This is a genomic window from Pseudoalteromonas shioyasakiensis, from assembly GCF_022398475.1.
Taxonomy (GTDB): domain Bacteria; phylum Pseudomonadota; class Gammaproteobacteria; order Enterobacterales; family Alteromonadaceae; genus Pseudoalteromonas.
This window is the reverse complement of sequence record NZ_JAKEVM010000007.1, coordinates 1-14,280: the sequence shown is the minus strand read 5'-3', so window position 1 is coordinate 14,280 and position 14,280 is coordinate 1. Positions and strand designations below refer to the sequence as shown.

The 14,280-nt window shown below is 42.4% G+C and carries 16 protein-coding genes and 1 rRNA gene; 9 read left to right on the top strand and 8 right to left on the bottom strand.

Annotated features, from left to right (window positions below; translation table 11 throughout):
- Positions 1–42: 42 nt before the first annotated feature.
- The 4 genes from trkA to def are packed head-to-tail and all read right to left on the bottom strand — an operon-like array spanning position 43 to position 4,194.
- Entirely contained in the window at positions 43–1,419 is a 1,377-nt protein-coding gene (gene trkA, locus L1D51_RS02775) for a Trk system potassium transporter TrkA (RefSeq protein WP_054563775.1), read from the bottom strand.
- A 12-nt stretch (positions 1,420–1,431) separates the two neighbouring features.
- The gene (gene rsmB / locus L1D51_RS02770) at positions 1,432–2,718 is read right to left on the bottom strand and encodes a 16S rRNA (cytosine(967)-C(5))-methyltransferase RsmB (RefSeq protein ID WP_054563776.1); all 1,287 of its coding nucleotides are present in this window, start codon (positions 2,716–2,718) and stop codon (positions 1,432–1,434) included.
- Positions 2,711–3,664: a methionyl-tRNA formyltransferase gene (gene fmt, locus L1D51_RS02765; RefSeq protein ID WP_054563777.1), complete on the bottom strand. Its 954-nt coding sequence runs from the start codon at positions 3,662–3,664 to the stop codon at positions 2,711–2,713. The genes rsmB and fmt overlap by 8 nt, the downstream gene beginning before the upstream one ends.
- 20 nt (positions 3,665–3,684) lie before the next feature.
- Complete coding sequence (gene def, locus L1D51_RS02760; RefSeq protein WP_054554770.1) at positions 3,685–4,194, bottom strand: peptide deformylase; 510 nt, start codon at positions 4,192–4,194, stop codon at positions 3,685–3,687.
- A 118-nt stretch (positions 4,195–4,312) separates the two neighbouring features.
- Here def and L1D51_RS02755 point away from each other — a divergent pair, with 118 nt between their 5' ends.
- From L1D51_RS02755 to hemF, 6 genes are all read left to right on the top strand, one after another.
- Complete coding sequence (locus L1D51_RS02755; protein WP_054563778.1) at positions 4,313–5,431, top strand: LysM peptidoglycan-binding domain-containing protein; 1,119 nt, start codon at positions 4,313–4,315, stop codon at positions 5,429–5,431.
- Between the two features lie 30 nt (positions 5,432–5,461).
- Positions 5,462–6,559 carry a DNA-processing protein DprA gene (gene dprA / locus L1D51_RS02750; protein WP_054563779.1) on the top strand — a complete coding sequence of 366 codons (1,098 nt, stop codon included), beginning with the start codon at positions 5,462–5,464 and terminating at the stop codon, positions 6,557–6,559.
- Entirely contained in the window at positions 6,552–7,025 is a 474-nt protein-coding gene (locus tag L1D51_RS02745) for a DUF494 family protein (protein WP_054563780.1), read from the top strand. Before dprA ends, L1D51_RS02745 begins: the two co-directional genes overlap by 8 nt.
- Before the next feature lie 71 nt (positions 7,026–7,096).
- Positions 7,097–7,666 (top strand): DNA topoisomerase family protein, encoded by a 570-nt coding sequence (locus tag L1D51_RS02740; protein WP_054563781.1) that lies wholly within the window; start codon positions 7,097–7,099, stop codon positions 7,664–7,666.
- 34 nt (positions 7,667–7,700) lie between these two features.
- Positions 7,701–8,267 carry an L-threonylcarbamoyladenylate synthase type 1 TsaC gene (tsaC, locus tag L1D51_RS02735; RefSeq protein ID WP_055022182.1) on the top strand — a complete coding sequence of 189 codons (567 nt, stop codon included), beginning with the start codon at positions 7,701–7,703 and terminating at the stop codon, positions 8,265–8,267.
- A 2-nt stretch (positions 8,268–8,269) separates the two neighbouring features.
- Complete coding sequence (hemF, locus tag L1D51_RS02730; protein WP_239962548.1) at positions 8,270–9,220, top strand: oxygen-dependent coproporphyrinogen oxidase; 951 nt, start codon at positions 8,270–8,272, stop codon at positions 9,218–9,220.
- Here the strand turns inward: hemF and L1D51_RS02725 are convergent.
- The 3 genes from L1D51_RS02725 to L1D51_RS02715 all read right to left on the bottom strand — a co-directional run bounded on the left by L1D51_RS02725 (position 9,217) and on the right by L1D51_RS02715 (position 11,844).
- On the bottom strand, positions 9,217–9,669 hold the full coding sequence (locus L1D51_RS02725) for a hypothetical protein (RefSeq protein ID WP_239962546.1): 453 nt from the start codon (positions 9,667–9,669) through the stop codon (positions 9,217–9,219). The two genes, hemF and L1D51_RS02725, sit on opposite strands and share 4 nt — an antisense overlap.
- A gap of 66 nt (positions 9,670–9,735) precedes the next feature.
- Positions 9,736–11,331, bottom strand: a complete 1,596-nt coding sequence (locus tag L1D51_RS02720; protein ID WP_239962544.1) for a methyl-accepting chemotaxis protein — start codon at positions 11,329–11,331, stop codon at positions 9,736–9,738.
- Between the two features lie 81 nt (positions 11,332–11,412).
- Positions 11,413–11,844, bottom strand: a complete 432-nt coding sequence (locus tag L1D51_RS02715) for a group II truncated hemoglobin (RefSeq protein WP_054554758.1) — start codon at positions 11,842–11,844, stop codon at positions 11,413–11,415.
- Between the two features lie 41 nt (positions 11,845–11,885).
- On the opposite strand from L1D51_RS02715, the gene aroE reads away from it, so the two are divergent.
- Positions 11,886–12,710, top strand: a complete 825-nt coding sequence (gene aroE, locus L1D51_RS02710) for a shikimate dehydrogenase (protein ID WP_055022179.1) — start codon at positions 11,886–11,888, stop codon at positions 12,708–12,710.
- Complete coding sequence (locus L1D51_RS02705; RefSeq protein WP_055022178.1) at positions 12,707–12,961, top strand: DUF1488 family protein; 255 nt, start codon at positions 12,707–12,709, stop codon at positions 12,959–12,961. The genes aroE and L1D51_RS02705 overlap by 4 nt, the downstream gene beginning before the upstream one ends.
- Here L1D51_RS02705 and L1D51_RS02700 read toward each other — a convergent pair.
- A complete protein-coding gene (locus tag L1D51_RS02700) occupies positions 12,958–13,491 on the bottom strand; it encodes a gamma carbonic anhydrase family protein (protein WP_054563788.1) in 534 nt (177 codons plus the stop codon). The two genes, L1D51_RS02705 and L1D51_RS02700, sit on opposite strands and share 4 nt — an antisense overlap.
- Before the next feature lie 534 nt (positions 13,492–14,025).
- Between L1D51_RS02700 and L1D51_RS02695 the strand changes: the two genes are divergently transcribed.
- Positions 14,026–14,280, top strand: a 16S ribosomal RNA gene (locus L1D51_RS02695); the annotation flags it as partial.

The following is a 14,280-nucleotide window of genomic DNA, read 5'->3' as shown; positions in this document are numbered from 1 at the left end:
GTAAAGCAGCTGTCATGGCTGCTTTTTTCGTTTATAAACTTTTTACAAGAAGATAGCGCTTACTTGGAACAGCTTTTCAACAACCGTAATGTGCTTTTTATCAATCAAGAACATGATTACATGGTCACCCGACTGAATAACTGTATCGTCATGGGCAATCAATACATCATCGTTACGCACAATTGCACCAATGGTTGTTCCTGCTGGTAGCTTAATATCAGCAATTGCGCGGCCAACAACTTTAGAAGTATGCTCATCACCGTGAGCGACAGCCTCAATGGCTTCTGCTGCACCCTTACGTAACGAATAAACATTAACGATGTCACCACGACGTACGTGTGTTAACAGCGCTGAAATAGTGGCTTGCTGAGGCGAAATAGCAATATCAATCTCACCGCCTTGTACTAGGTCAACATAAGCGCCACGCTGAATAAGCACCATGGTTTTTTGTGCGCCCATACGCTTTGCCAGCATCGCAGACATAATGTTTGCTTCATCGTCGTTAGTCACTGCGATGAATACATCCACTTGTTCAATATGTTCTTCAGATAGCAGCTCTTGATCAGAGGCATCGCCACAAAATACCACGGTGTTATCAAGCATTTCTGAGAGCTGTGCTGCGCGCTCTTTATTGCGCTCAAGCAGCTTCACGCTGTGGTTTTTCTCAAGTGAACGCGCAAGGCCCGCACCGATATTACCACCACCAGCAATCATGATCTTTTTGTAAGAACGTTCGAGCTTTTGAAGCTCATTCATGACTGCTCGAATATGCTTTGTTGCAGCGATAAAGAACACTTCATCGTCCGCTTCGATAACCGTTGTGCCAAGCGGTTTAATCGCTTTACCTTGACGATAAATAGCCGCGACACGGGTTTCGACATTCGGGATGTGCTCTTTCAAGGCTGAAAGTGCATAACCCACCAGCAAACCACCGTAATAGGCTTTCACCGCAACCAGCGATAACATGCCATCGGCAAATTGTAATACCTGCAAAGCACCCGGATAGTCGATTAAGCGACGAATATACTTAGTTACCAGCGCTTCAGGAGCAATGTAGTGGTCAACAGGTAAGTCGTCGTTATGAAATAGCTTTTCACGGTACTTTAAGTATTGCTCTGAGCGAATACGGGCAATTTTGGTTGGTGTGTTAAAAATACTATAAGCAACTTGGCAAGCAACCATGTTCACTTCATCTGAACTGGTCACGGCAATAATCATATCGGCGTCTTCTGCGCCTGCGCGACGCAATACATCGGGATGCGCACTGTGGCCAGTAACACCTTGTAAGTCGTACTTATCTTGTAGCTCTCGCAAACGGTTACCGTCGATATCGACAACGGTGATCTCATTTTGCTCACCAACGAGGTTTTCTGCCAGTGTGCCACCAACTTGTCCGGCACCGAGTATGATTATTTTCATAGCTTGTTCTTATTAGTGTTTTTTAACTAGCTTTGCATAATAGAAACCGTCACTTTCACCAGGCAATAATTGCAGGCCAGGTAAAGTAGGGGTGTCGTTTTCATGCAAAGGTATGTGTTCAGCACTTGGATTATTGGCAAGGAACTTGGCAACTTGTTGTTGGTTCTCTTGCGGTAATACAGAGCAGGTCGCATAAACTAACGTACCACCAGGCTTAAGTAGAGGCCAGATGCTATTTAGGATATCGCCTTGTAAATTAGCCAGATCTTCAATATCAGATGCACGACGTAACCATTTAATGTCAGGGTGACGGCGGATTACGCCTGTTGCTGAACAAGGCACATCAAGCAAAATACGGTCAAATTGCTGCTCATCCCACCAGATATGCGGTTGTGAAGCATCGGCACATTGTAAATCGGCAGCTAAACCAATACGCACTAAGTTTTGTTTAACGCGTTCTAGGCGCTCGCTGTCGCTATCAAGTGCTAATACGTCGGCGTCAGCAAGCTCTAGGATATGGCACGTTTTACCACCTGGCGCTGCACACGCATCTAAAATGACATCATCATTTTGAGGATCTAAAAAGCGTGCAGCTAATTGTGCCGCTGCATCTTGAACTGAGCAGGCTCCGGTATCAAATTCTGGTAATGCGTATACATCACATGGTTTAGCTAGTTTAATACCATCAGGAAAATCAGCATTAAGGGTATGCTCAATATCATTTGCTTTAAGCATTTCGCTGTATTCTTGGGTGCTGTATTGCGCTTGGTTTACACGTAACCACATAGGTGCTTGTAGCTGATTCGCTTCAAGAATTTCTTGCCAGTTATCAGGGTAAGCTGCAGTAACTTGTTTGATAAACCAACCTGGGTGGTTAAATTTGCAAACAGGAATTTGCTTTGCTTTTTCTTCAAGCTCAACTTGTTCACGTTGGAAACTGCGTAAAATAGCGTTAATCAGGCCTTTTAAACCCAGTGCGCGCATTTGCTGAAGCGCATTAACCGTTTCGCTGATTGCTGCATGAGGCGGTACACGCATGTGTTGAAGTTGGTAAATACCCACATACAACAAGAACTGAAAAATACGGCGCTTACCTTTTAGTGGTTGATCTAAAAGTTGCTGACAATAATTTTCTAGGCTAGGTAAATAGCGCAGCACACCGTAGCAAATTTGTTGTAGTAGGGCTTTATCTTTCGGCGATAATCCTTGGCTTGCAAAAGGTAGTTCTTGATTTAGCGATGCACCTTTATCGACCACGTTATAGAGGGTTTCAGCAGCAAGTGCTCTTACATTACTCATTGCTTTGACCTAATACTGAGCCAGGTTCAACCCAATCACTGCGACCATTTAAAAAGTCAGTAACAGCCATTGGTTTTTTACCTTGTGGTTGAAGAAGGGTGATTTTAAGTGCATCTTGCCCACAGCCAACGGTAATACCTTGCTTATCAGCAGCAATGATTTTACCGGCTTGTGCAGTTTGCGATACAACTTCGGCTTGCCAAATTTTTACCGTTTGTCCTGCCATTTCAGTAAAGCAAACAGGCCATGGATTAAAGGCACGGATATTACGCTCAATTTGCGCAGCATCCATTGACCAATCAATATTGGCTTCGTCTTTTGATAGCTTCTTGGCGTAATTTGCTTGTGCGTCATCTTGCTTTTCTGGGGTGATTTCACCTGCAGCAAGACGATTGATTGTACTGATCAGTGCATCAGGACCAAGTGCAGCTAATTTATCGTATAAAGAGCTACTGGTTTCTGTGCTATCAATCGGGCAACGGCTGATATGCAGCATATCGCCGGTATCTAAGCCTTCATCCATTTGCATTATTGTTACACCGGTTTCATTGTCACCAGCCCAAATAGCACGTTGGATCGGTGCAGCACCACGCCAGCGCGGTAAAATAGAGCCATGCACGTTTAAGCAGCCTAAGCGCGGTGCTTCTAAAATCGCTTTTGGTAACAGTAAGCCGTACGCCACCACAATCATAATATCGGCGTTCAGGCTGGTAAGCTCTGCAAGCGCTTCATCTGATTTTAGTGATTGCGGTTGAAATACAGGTAAATCATGAGCAAGTGCCAGTTCTTTAACTTCACTGGCTTTTAGCTTTTTACCTCGGCCCGCTGGGCGATCAGGTTGGCTATATACACCAACAACGTCGTGCTCTGAGTCAATCAGTGCTTGTAAATGGCGCGCAGCGAAATCCGGCGTACCAGCAAAAATAATGCGTAATGGTTGTGTCACAGATATTCCTATTGATTAACTTATGATTTAGCAGCCAGCTTAGCTTCTTTCTCAAGCTTTTTACGGATACGTTGGCGCTTTAAAGGCGATAGATAATCAATAAATAGGGTGCCTTTAAGGTGATCAAGCTCATGCTGAATACAAATTGCTAATAGCTCGTCAGCGTCAAGGCTGAATTCTTCACCGTTTTCATTAAGCGCTTTAACAGTAACTGTTTCTGCGCGGTCAACTTTTGCGTATGAGTAAGGAACAGATAAACAGCCTTCTTCACTCACAGTTGAACCATCTTTTTTGGTGATTTCTGGGTTGATTAACACTAACGGTTGGTCGCGCTCTTCAGATACGTCGATCACCACAATTCGCTGGTGGATATCTACTTGCGTCGCTGCTAAGCCGATACCGTTTTCGTCATACATAGTTTCAAGCATGTCTTTGACGATTTGACGAACTTCATCGTTTACTTCTGGTACTTCTTTCGCGATTGTACGTAAACGCTCATCCGGAAATCTCAAAACTTCTAACCTAGCCATAGTTACCTTTTACACTTGTGATTCATTTAGGGTATTGTATGCTCTTATTTTAGCCATTCGTGTTCACCTTTAACAGGTTTTGGTCGATAATAATCTAAAAACAACTCAAGGAAGCCAAATGAGATACCCACTAGTTGCGGCTTTGTTAGCCATTAGCTGTGCTTTTCCGGTAGCTGCTGATGTTTTAACAATTAAAAAAGATGCACCAAAACAATATGTTGTCAAAAAAGGCGATACGCTTTGGGATATCTCGGGCGTGTATCTTGATGAACCTTGGCAATGGCCTGATTTATGGCAAATGAACCCGCAAATTGCGAATCCGCATTTAATATACCCGGGTGATGCGCTCACTTTAATTTACGATAAAGACGGAAATCCTCGTTTAGTTAAAAATGCGCGTTATAAAAAACTCTCGCCAGAAGGGCGAATTACACCAAAAGGCAAGCAAGCAGTGCCGACGTTGCCTTTGGAGTTGCTGCGCCCATATTTGAGTTATGAGCAAGCGATTAGCGCCGATGTTATTGCACAAAAACCATATATTTTGGGTGCCAGTGTTAATACCAAAATGAATACTATGGGCCATACGCTTTACGTTAAAGGTGACTTAACACTTAACGAAGCTTATGGCGTATACCGTAAAGGCAATGATCTTGTTGATCCAAATACCAATGAAGTACTAGCGAATAAAGCGGAATTAGTGGCGATTGTTCGCGCATTTAGAAGCGGTGACGTAGAAAACGGCGTACCTGCCTCAGTTAAAGTTGAACTGGTAAAACAAGAAATTAAGCCGCATGACTTTTTAATGCCGGCGATGGAAGGGCAAATGTTGCCAGCCTATTTCACTATGAAACGCCCTGAAGCTACTTTAGATGGCACTATTATCGCCGCAGCTAATGAAATGCGTGAATTTAGTACCATGGACATTGTTGTACTAAACTTAGGTTCCGACCAAGTGAAACCAGGTTTTGTACTTGATATTCAGCGTCAATCACCTGAAGTGTATGACGGCCGCAATGGTCCGCGTTACCGCGAAGATTCTAACAGTCTTGAGAAATTCATGACTGATGCAAATGATGTGTTAGGAATTGAAAGCGATGAAGACAGCAATGTATGGCACATGCCAAAGGAAAAAGTCGGTGAGTTAATGGTGTTTAAGGTATATGACAACGTTAGCTACGCATTGATTGTGAAGAATCAGCACCCGATCCGAGTTGGAGATTATGCAGTTATAAACTAACTCACAATTTGGGCGCTCTAAGGAGGGAGCATGGCACAGGTTTCAGGCAAGCTATCCCATTGGCTTGCCTTTTATTTATGTAAAGGGCTTGGAATAAAAAGCCTTATTGCATTAAGTCAAAAACAGCAACTGGATGAGCTATTTAAGCTATCTAGTTTAGAGCTTCAGCAGCTGGGCTTATCACAAAGCCAAGCCGATAACTTAGTGAATACTGACTGGCAGTTAGTAGCCCACTACCAAGAGTTAATAGCAAGACTTAAAATCAAAGTCATAAGCTACTTTGATAGCAGCTATCCGCCCTTACTCAAGCAAATAGCCAATGCACCTATCTTATTATTTTGTTTAGGTAACACAGAACTATTACTGTCACCGCAAATAGCAATTGTCGGTAGTCGTAATGCCACACCGACAGGGCTTGAAGTAGCTGCTGAGTTTGCCCATCAACTTTCTGCTGTTGGCATGACGGTGACATCAGGCATGGCTATGGGTATTGATGGTGCAGCCCATAAAGGCGCATTAGCAGGGTCAGGAAACACCATTGCCGTACTTGGTACGGGTATCGATATAGCTTATCCAAAACGTCATCGCTTACTCATTAAACAGGTTGCTGAGCGGGGCTTGTTGGTTTCTGAGTTCTTACCGGGAACGGCTGCTAATGCCGCTAATTTCCCGCGCCGAAACCGTATTATCTCTGGATTGTCATTAGGTGTATTGATTGTCGAAGCGCAAATTAAAAGTGGCTCATTGGTTACCGTACGCTATGCACTTGAGCAAAATAAAGAGGTGTTTGCCGTGCCAGGTTCAATAAAAAGCCCACTTTCAGAGGCAAGCCATTTTTTAATTAAGCAAGGCGCTAAATTGACAGAAAATATTACTGATATTCTTGATGAAGTGAGCTTTTTCTGTGAAAACAGTCTATATAGTATAGAACAGCCTATTGCAGATGAACCCGACTGCCCAGTGTTTAAAAGTATAGGGTATGAGGTAACAAGTGTTGATCAAATAACACAGCGCAGCCAATTACCTGTAGACGAAGTACAAGCTCGGTTACTCGACCTAGAGCTCGCAGATAAAATCGAACGAGTACTAGATGGTTATATAAGACTTGGAGGACATAAACATGTTTGACATCCTCATGTATCTTTTTGAAAACTATATCCATAGTGAAGCTGAAATCTTTACTGAAGAGAACGAACTTACCGATGAGTTGGTTCGTGCTGGCTTCAATAAACCTGAAATCTACAAAGCCCTTGATTGGCTAGAGCAACTTGCTGACTTACAACAAAGCGATATCTACCCGTACCTTAATGCCCAACCACAACATGCTATGCGTATTTACACTGATAGTGAATGCCAAATGTTAAGTGTTGAGTGTCGCGGTTTTTTAATGTTTATCGAGCAAATAGGTGTAATTAACACTGTAACCCGCGAAATGGTTATAGATAGACTTTGTGCTCTAGATAAACCATTTATTTCTTTGGAAGACCTAAAGTGGGTGGTGCTAATGGTGTTATTTAATGTACCGGGGTCAGAGCAAGCTTACGCACAAATGGAAGACTTAATATTTGACGAGCCAGCTGATGTATTACACTAAGTAGACTTTGCTTGTATCTTTGTTGAGTTTGGGTATATTAGGCGAAAATTAGCCAACCCCACAGGAATCTTATGAGTAAAATCGACCATTCTCTTTTTTCTGCAGATAAACATGCACTCGAAAAAGAGTATGAGGTTTGCCCTAAATGCGGTTCTGAATTGGTTATGCGCAACTCAAAGTCAGGGCCGTTCTTAGGCTGTGCCAGTTACCCAAAGTGTGACTTTATCCGCCCATTAGCTCATCACGATAGCCAACAAATAAAAGTACTCGAAGACAGTGCCTGCCCAGAGTGTGGTAAGCCATTAGTAATTAAAAATGGCCGCTACGGTATGTTTATTGGGTGTACTGGCTATCCTGAGTGCCACTATATTGCTCATGATGAAGAGCCTGACGATGCCCCTCAATTACCTGCTTGTCCTAAATGCAAAAAAGGCCAGTTGGTTGCGCGTAGTAATAAGTTTGGCAAAACCTTTTATTCTTGTGATGGCTATCCGCGCTGTAAATATACCCTTAACCACAAACCTGTGCCGACCGAGTGCCCGGCCTGCCAGTGGCCAATTATGACCGAAAAGAAAACTGCCTCAGGTGTTGTGTTACAATGCCCGCAGAAGTCGTGTATGCATAAGTTAGTCGAATCTTAATGCACTTGTAATTTGTTTATTTAGGAGAGTTTCTTTGTCTGATCCTGTTGCACAACCAGCCAATGCAATTGACGCTTTGCAGCAAGGCGGTGTAATCGTTTACCCAACCGAAGCTGTTTTTGGTCTTGGTTGCGATCCTGATAACCAAGCTGCGGTTGAAAAGCTTTTAGCCATCAAACAACGCCCTGTAGAAAAAGGCTTAATTTTAATTGCTGACAATTATGGCCAGTTATTAAAGTATGTAGATGATGCCAAAATCCCGATGGATAAACGAGCTGATATCTTTTCACAATGGCCAGGTGCTATCACTTGGGTGATGCCAGCAGCAAAAGAAACTCCAAAGTGGCTAACAGGCCAGTTTGATACTATTGCGGTACGTGTTACTGATCATCCAACGGTAAAAGCCCTGTGTCAGCAATTTGGTAAGCCGTTGGTGTCAACAAGTGCAAACTTAACCGGTCAAGAAACGGTAATGACTATCGCACAAGCGAAAAGCGAATTTTCAGACACGGTAGATTTTTATGTTGATGAGCCGTTAGGTGGCAACAGCCAACCAAGTGTGATCAAAGACGCAGCGACCGGTAAAGTATTTAGAGGATAAACATGCAAAGCGAGCTACTCGAACAAGTTAAAACCTATTTAATGGCCTTACAAGATACAATTTGTCAGGGCCTTGAAAATGCTGACGGCAAAGCAAAATTTGTTGAAGATAATTGGCAGCGTGCAGAAGGCGGCGGTGGCCGTACTCGTGTTATCCAAGGTGGTAATGTCATCGAACAGGGTGGGGTAAACTACTCGCATGTATTTGGTGCTTCAATGCCAGCATCAGCAACAGCGCATCGTCCAGAGCTCGCTGGTCGTAGTTTTCATGCATGTGGTGTGTCATTAGTGATCCACCCTAATAATCCACATATTCCAACTAGCCATGCCAATGTGCGTTTTTTCATTGCCGAAAAAGAAGGCGAAGAGCCAATTTGGTGGTTTGGTGGTGGTTTTGATTTAACCCCTTATTACCCTGTTTTTGAAGATGTACAACATTGGCATCAGGTGGCTAGCGATTTATGTCAGCCATTCGGTGCAGAGGTTTACGATAAATATAAAAACTGGTGTGATGATTACTTTTTTCTAAAACACCGCAGTGAAACACGTGGTGTTGGTGGCTTATTCTTTGATGATTTAAATGAGCTTGGCTTTGAACAAAGCTTTGCCTTTATGCAGGCGGTAGGAAATGGCTATTTAGATGCTTACCTTCCTATAATTGAGCGCCGTAAAGACACGCCAACAACCGAACAGCAACGCGACTTTCAATTGTATCGTCGTGGTCGTTATGTTGAGTTTAATCTTGTTTGGGACCGCGGCACATTATTTGGCTTACAAACAGGTGGACGTACTGAATCAATTTTGATGTCGATGCCACCATTAGCTCGTTGGGAATATAACTATGTACCTGCTGCAGATAGCCCTGAGGCTAAGTTGTATCAGTACTATTTACGCCCGCAAGATTGGTTAAATAGCAAAGAATCTGATTTAGTTGCACGTCAATGGCAGCTTTAATCAAGTATTGAAAACACTCGAACCAACATTGCGTTGTCACCCTCTACGAGGGTGGCAACACTGTCACTGCTAGGCAGCTCTGCCAAGACACTAAATAGCACTTCTGCTTTTAATATTTTTAGCTTATCAGGTGTTGTATCAATAGGTGCGCTAACCTGTGTTAAGCATTGACTGATATCACAGGCATAGAAATCAAGTTTCACCTCAAAATATTCAGGGTGCTGAATAAGCTTATCAAAACCACCAACAATACTTTGTTCATACTTATCGCTTTGTGAGGTTTTATCTTGGCTGAGAAGAGATTGAGCAATCTGCTGAATATCATCACGATGTATATATTCATTAACAGTGCTTATTTGATCCGCAGATTCATTCACGCTGTGTTGATAGGTAAATAGTAACGCTGCAATAATCCCAATACAGACTAAAAGAGTTGTTAAAAATTTCATTTAAACATCCTTATTTACTATGAAATACATATAACAACTCTAGCAGTTGCACGAAAAGCGCGCAATTTAGCTTAATTTAAAGCGTCTTACTTGCTCATCAAGTGAACGAGCTAACGACAACAGCTCTTCACTGACTTTTTGGTTTTCATGGGCGTCGACTAATGAGTGCTCGGCATTGTCACTAATCGCGATAACGCTTTGGTTAATTTCTTCAGCCGCGAGGTTTTGCTGTTCAGTGGCATCAGCAATTTGCACGTTAAGTTGGTTTATCTCACTCATTTGTGAAGAAATATCACGTAATGCTTTAGCTACTTGCTTAACTTGCACAGCTCTTTCGTCTGCTTCTTCGCAAGAATTATTCATCGTATTAACGGTTTGTGCCGCTTCACTTTGTAGCTTGTCGATAGTGCGGCGAATTTCGTCGGTTGAGTCATGGGTGCGGGTCGCTAAAGTACGTACTTCATCGGCTACCACAGCAAAGCCTCGGCCAGCTTCACCAGCACGAGCCGCCTCAATCGCAGCATTAAGTGCAAGTAAGTTTGTTTGTTCGGCAATGCTACTGATCACCTCGAGTACTTTACCAACATCTAACGTTTGGGTTTGCAGTTGACTTACTTGCTCGGCAGCTGCTCTAACATCTGCCGCAAGTTGATTAATACTTTGCTCAGTGTGCTCAGCAACATGTAAGCTTTGTTGTGCAAGTTGATTACTGTGCTCTGACTTTTCAGATGCAAAATGGGTGGTGTTTTTAACTTCGCTTGATGAGCTTTCTAGTTCATTGATGGCGGCAGCGACCGAATCTGTCCCTTGCTTTTGCTTTAAGATCGCTTGCTCGGTTGCATCCGCTGAGGCATAAATGCTTTCGGCAGAGTGGATCAATACCTTAGAAGAATGAGAAACTTGAGCAATATTATCTTTAAACGCACCAATCATGTGATTAAAGCTGGTGGCAAGAGAGCTAAGCTCGTCATTATTACTGTCATCTACCGTGAGGCTTAAATCTTTATTGGTGGTTGCCAAGTGCATGGTATGGCTAATGACTTTTAAGCGTTTGATGAAAATTTTTCTAAACATCACTGCTAGTAGTGAGAAAGCCGAAATGAAAATAGCCGCTAATAGTAGCGTGTTCATTAAGGTGTTTTGCGATACTTCTTGCTCAATATCAGCCAACGAATAACTAATTTTTACTACACCTAACACATCGCCTTCTTGTGCTTGATGGCAGCCTAAGCAGTTTGTTCCTTTATAATCACTGCGAGCAAACATAGGCTTTAGATAAGTCATCGTACTTTTTTGATTATCAATAAATAGTGCTTCAGTGCCTGTTAGTGCTTTTCGCTCAGCATCGTTAGTCACAACTTGGTTGGCATTTCCAGGCCCATAAATTTTATTAACGATTGGACTACGTATGATATGAGCGTCTTCAATATTAGGGTGGCTTCTTAATTTAGTACTTAGAATTTCACGATTAGCCATAGTGCCTGTCAGCATCATGGTATTAATAGAATCAAAGTAATTATCGGCAAGCAGTTTTATGTTACTTTCAACGGTATCTCTTGCTAATTCATGTTGTTGCTGGGCACTACTAAATATACTGGCAAATAATACCAATACGCCTGTTAGTGCTAACAAAGCATAAATTTTAAATTGGATAGACTTCATTCGACGACGCTTTTTCTAAATTAAGGAAAATTTATTATCTTTATTTAGAAAAAGCGTACATTGATATAGCGCAAAGCTTAGTTAGTTTTGATTGATCATATGGCTGGCGAGTTGCGATAACGACTGTCTTAACCCTTCGCGAAGTAGTGGGTTATCAATCTCGATATCAAGCGTTTTATTCATACAATGCATCCATTGGTCACGTAGGTCTTGATCAATAGGGAAAGGCATGTGACGCTTTCTTAGCATTGGGTGACCATATTTTTCAACGAATAGGTCAGGGCCGCCCAGCCAGCCAGATAAAAACTCAAAGAAGACTTGGCGAATTCTATCTAAAGGCTGCGGATGCATATCATATAATGGTTTGGCGTATTCATCTGTGGCCATTATGTCGTAAAATCGATTTGCAATTGCTCGAGCTCCTGCTTCACCGCCAATAATTTCGTAAGGTGTTTTTTCTGGGGTAGGTGTTTCAGGCGTTGGTTTCGATTTAGAAAAAAGTCGTTTAATCATAATATTAATAAAGCTCTACAGGGCGAAGAGGTTGCTTCACTATGGACAAATACGCGGTTTTTGGAAATCCAATAAAACATTCGAAATCACCCGCAATACACGCACAATTTGCTGCATCATTAAACGAGCAAATACAATACAGCGCCATTTTAGCACCAACAGATGCATTTGAAAAAACTGTCGCTGAGTTTTTCGCTGCTGGTGGTAAAGGGGCTAATGTCACTTTGCCGTTTAAAGAGCAAGCGTTTGCTATGGTCGATGAACTAACAGAGCAAGCGAAAATTGCCGGAGCCGTAAATACTATTAAACAGCTTGAAGATGGCAGCCTACTGGGTGATAACACCGATGGTGTAGGACTTGTTAAAGATCTTTTAGCTAATAATGTCACCTTAAAAGGGCAGCGAGTTCTTCTTATTGGCGCCGGTGGTGCAGCGCGAGGTGTCATTCAGCCATTATTGAATGAGCATATCGAAAGCTTAACAATAGCCAACCGTACCGCCGAAAAAGCAAAGGCGCTAGCGAGTCATTTTAATGGTGAAATAGATGTACAGGGCTTTGCTTTAAATGATATCCCAGCAAACAACTATGATGTGGTGATTAATTCAACCTCAAGTAGTGTAACTGGAGACCTGCCGGGTATAGCTGAAGACCATGTTGCTACGTGTCAGTGCGCTTACGATATGTTTTACGCTAATGACGATACCGCATTTATTAGTTGGGTTAAGTCGATTAACACAACATGTTTAACACTCGATGGTTGTGGCATGCTAGTTGGCCAAGCAGCACAAGCTTATTTTGTATGGCGCAATAAAATGCCAGAAATTATTCCCGTTGTTATCGCGCTTAAAGCAGGAGAAATTGCGTGAATCAAGCTATTCAATTTATAGACAGACTCGAATTTAAGCCTGAAGAAAAGCAGTTGGTATTCTTCGCACAAGTAAGTGGCTTGATGGTGGAGTGTGTTATTAATACCAGCAAGTATGATTTTGCAGATCAAAGCAGTGCAGTAAATTACTTTGAATCTTATCGTTTCGATTACGAAGAACTCGCCGAGCAACTGATCGAAGATGAGCAGTATAACTCGGCAGGACAAATTGAATTAACCGAAGTGTTTTAGCCCTCAGCTAAGTATTCATCTTTAAGCTGAACATAATTATCAGCAGAGATTTTTAAAAAGGCGCGCTCTTGCTCTGTTAAAGGGCGAGCCTGTTTAACAGGGCTTCCTACATAGAGGTAACCAGACTCTAAACGCTTGTTAGGTGGTACCAGTGAACCACCACCAATGATCACATCATCTTCAACAATTGCGTTATCCATTACTATTGCGCCCATACCAACAAGTATACGATTACCAAGTTGGCAGCCGTGTAGCATAACTTTATGACCAACAGTGACATCATCACCAATAATAAGAGGGTAGCCATCGGGGTTTGACTTAGAGGCACGAGTTAAATGTAAAACACTGCCATCTTGAATGTTCGTACGTTCACCAATACGTATATAGTTAACATCACCTCGCGCAGCAACAAGAGGCCAAACACTTGAATCTTTACCAAGCGTAATATCACCCACTAAAACCGATGACTCATCAATATAAACACTATTATCGTATGTCGGAGTGATCCCTTTATAAGAACGGATAGTCATAAATTCACCTTTTAATTTTAAAATGCGCTCAGTCTAGTGTAACAGCGAAGCAAATAAATACACCAAAACAGGCCTAAATTGACTGCAAAACACCCAGTTTTAGGGCGTTTAGTTCAAAAGCTGAGCGAACAGTACGTTTTTTTAAATTTTATTGAAAAAAGTGCTTGCGTAAAAAATCCATCTCCCTATAATGCGACCCCACTGACACGGCGGGCAGCAACGAAAGGCGCTGAACAACGTAGCAGAGAGTTAAGTAAAACTTCGGTTTCAAATAATCGAAAGAAAGTTTGAAATTAAGTATTGACTCGAAAAATTAAGGATGTATTATACGCATCCCTAGCGACATCGTCGCAACGTTCTTTAACAATATAAAGCAATCATCTGTGTGGGCACTCGTACAGATTGAGTTCTAACAGCAGATTCTAGTTCGCTAGATGACGCAAACAAATTTAGAGTCTCAATTTCTTATGAGTGACTATATAGTCAATTTATACAGAATTCATTGAGCACGAAACTTCGGTTTCAAAAAGCTTTTAATTGAAGAGTTTGATCATGGCTCAGATTGAACGCTGGCGGCAGGCCTAACACATGCAAGTCGAGCGGTAACAGAGAGTAGCTTGCTACTCTGCTGACGAGCGGCGGACGGGTGAGTAATGCTTGGGAATATGCCTTATGGTGGGGGACAACAGTTGGAAACGACTGCTAATACCGCATGATGTCTACGGACCAAAGTGGGGGACCTTCGGGCCTCACGCCATAAGATTAGCCCAAGTGGGATTAAGTGGGATT

Excerpts from the sequence above, each read along its gene's own strand:
- L1D51_RS02745 (WP_054563780.1), top strand. The coding sequence starts at position 6,552 with ATGTTTGACATCCTCATGTATCTTTTTGAAAACTATATCCATAGTGAA.
- L1D51_RS02720 (WP_239962544.1), bottom strand. The coding sequence starts at position 11,331 with ATGAAGTCTATCCAATTTAAAATTTATGCTTTGTTAGCACTAACAGGC.
- L1D51_RS02725 (WP_239962546.1), bottom strand. The coding sequence starts at position 9,669 with ATGAAATTTTTAACAACTCTTTTAGTCTGTATTGGGATTATTGCAGCG.
- rsmB (WP_054563776.1), bottom strand. The coding sequence starts at position 2,718 with ATGAGTAATGTAAGAGCACTTGCTGCTGAAACCCTCTATAACGTGGTC.
- L1D51_RS02715 (WP_054554758.1), bottom strand. The coding sequence starts at position 11,844 with ATGATTAAACGACTTTTTTCTAAATCGAAACCAACGCCTGAAACACCT.
- hemF (WP_239962548.1), top strand. The coding sequence starts at position 8,270 with ATGCAAAGCGAGCTACTCGAACAAGTTAAAACCTATTTAATGGCCTTA.
- def (WP_054554770.1), bottom strand. The coding sequence starts at position 4,194 with ATGGCTAGGTTAGAAGTTTTGAGATTTCCGGATGAGCGTTTACGTACA.
- L1D51_RS02700 (WP_054563788.1), bottom strand. The coding sequence starts at position 13,491 with ATGACTATCCGTTCTTATAAAGGGATCACTCCGACATACGATAATAGT.
- trkA (WP_054563775.1), bottom strand. The coding sequence starts at position 1,419 with ATGAAAATAATCATACTCGGTGCCGGACAAGTTGGTGGCACACTGGCA.
- L1D51_RS02740 (WP_054563781.1), top strand. The coding sequence starts at position 7,097 with ATGAGTAAAATCGACCATTCTCTTTTTTCTGCAGATAAACATGCACTC.
- dprA (WP_054563779.1), top strand. The coding sequence starts at position 5,462 with ATGGCACAGGTTTCAGGCAAGCTATCCCATTGGCTTGCCTTTTATTTA.
- L1D51_RS02755 (WP_054563778.1), top strand. The coding sequence starts at position 4,313 with ATGAGATACCCACTAGTTGCGGCTTTGTTAGCCATTAGCTGTGCTTTT.
- aroE (WP_055022179.1), top strand. The coding sequence starts at position 11,886 with ATGGACAAATACGCGGTTTTTGGAAATCCAATAAAACATTCGAAATCA.